This window comes from Comamonas aquatica NBRC 14918, assembly GCF_000739875.1.
Classification (GTDB): domain Bacteria; phylum Pseudomonadota; class Gammaproteobacteria; order Burkholderiales; family Burkholderiaceae_C; genus Comamonas; species Comamonas aquatica.
The window spans coordinates 1-1,712 of record NZ_BBJR01000097.1; the positions used below are offsets into that span (position 1 = coordinate 1).

General features: G+C 56.1%; 2 protein-coding genes. Both read right to left on the minus strand.

From position 1 onward, the window contains the following. Positions 1-763: type I restriction endonuclease (locus CA2_RS17015; RefSeq protein ID WP_042420319.1), on the minus strand; the 763-nt coding region annotated here is incomplete at its 3' end. Positions 764-822: 59 nt separating this feature from the next. Continuing rightward, positions 823-1,712: Fic family protein (locus tag CA2_RS17020; RefSeq protein WP_042420322.1), on the minus strand; the 890-nt coding region annotated here is incomplete at its 5' end.

A 1,712-nucleotide genomic window follows, 5' to 3' on the forward strand; every position in this document is an offset into this window, starting at 1 on the left:
CCTCTTCAAACAGTACGCAGTAGCGTAGATAGTCCAGCAAAATCTCCGGGGCCAGCACGCCGCGAATCAGTGTTTCCAGCTCGCCAAACTCGCCCAGTGGGTCAATTTTCACCCCATCAATCGTGCGCCACTGCATATAGCGCTTACGGTCGGCAGAGAGCGACCCCATGCGCGCCTCTGCGCCATCGCTAATCACTAACAATTCATTGGTGCGGAACAGCTCGGGGATTTGCTCCTTGTACGTCTCTATCTGGTCATAGGCCATCCAGATATCGGCGTGCAAGTCGGCAGGGTTCTTCAGCTCAATCACTACCAGTGGCAAGCCATTCACAAACAGCACAATGTCGGGCCTGCGTGCGTGGTGCTGGCCCTTCACGCTGAACTGGTTCACCGCCCAAAACTGGTTGTTGGCTGAATGGTTCCAGTCCACCAGCTTGGCAAAGTCGCCGCGGGTTTCGCCGTCGACCTGATAGCTCACCGGCACGCCATTGACCAGCAGCTTGTGAAACGCCCGGTTCGATGCCAACAGTGCAGGCACACCCAAGTCCAACACCTGCGCCAGTGCATCCTCACGCGCAGCTTGGGGGATGCCGGGGTTCAGCCGTTGCAGGGCCTCACGCAGATTGTCTTGCAGCGCCACTTGCTGATAGTTGCTGCGCAGCGGGGTGTCGCCATCGGGCGCGATGTCCAGACCATAACGAACGGTGTAGCCCACCTCCGCCAGCCATTGCAAGGTTTCTTGCTCGAGTTGGTCTTCGGTCATTGCACGCTCCCTCGTGTCCTGTGTTGTATCTCTGTCGCTTGCTTAGTCACGCAAGTAGGCTACGGGGCCATCAAGATACCTGTCAACGCATGGTTGATGTAGTAATTGCTGCGGCCAATCTTCTGCTTTTCCAGAAAGCCCGATTCGGTAAGCGTTTCCAGATACTTGGTGGCTGTCAGCCTTGAAACCTTCAGGTCCTTCTGCAAAAACTCAATCTTGGTGTATGGGTGCATGAACAAGCTGTTGATGAGGTCTTGGCTGTAGAACTTGTGCTGGTCTCGGATGCGGTGCTTGTAGTCAAGCAGGGCGTCGCGAATGGCAATCACCGTTTTTACCGTCTGCTGTGCAGTTTGCTCTACAGCATCCAGCATATACAGCAGCCAGTCTTCCCAGACATCGTGGTCACGCACGGCTTGCAGCAGGCGGTAATAGTCGGCCTTGGTTTGCACGATATGGCGGCTCAGGTACAACACCGGAATGTCCAGCAGCCCTTCCTTGACCAAATACAGCACATTCAAAATACGCCCCGTGCGGCCATTGCCGTCATAGAAGGGGTGAATGCTCTCAAACTGGTGGTGAATCAGCGCCATCTTGATAAGCGGGTCTACCGGAACTGCATCCGGGTCGTTGATGACCTGCTCCAGGTCACGCATCAGCGCCACAATCGCATCCGGCTCCTGTGGCGGCGTGTACACCGTGCGCCCTGCACCATCTTTCAGCGCAGTACCCGGTAGCTTGCGAAAGCCCGCATGGTTGCGCTCCAGCTCGCGCTGAATGTCAATCAGATGGTTCGCAGTGAGTAGTCCCGTCTCCCTGACCAATCGGAAGCCCGTATACAAAGCCTGTCGGTAACTCAGCACCTCCTTGCTGGCAGCGGACATCTGGCTCTCAGGCGACAAATCGTCCTTGAACAGCTCATCGTGCGTAGTCACGATGTTCTCAATCTCCG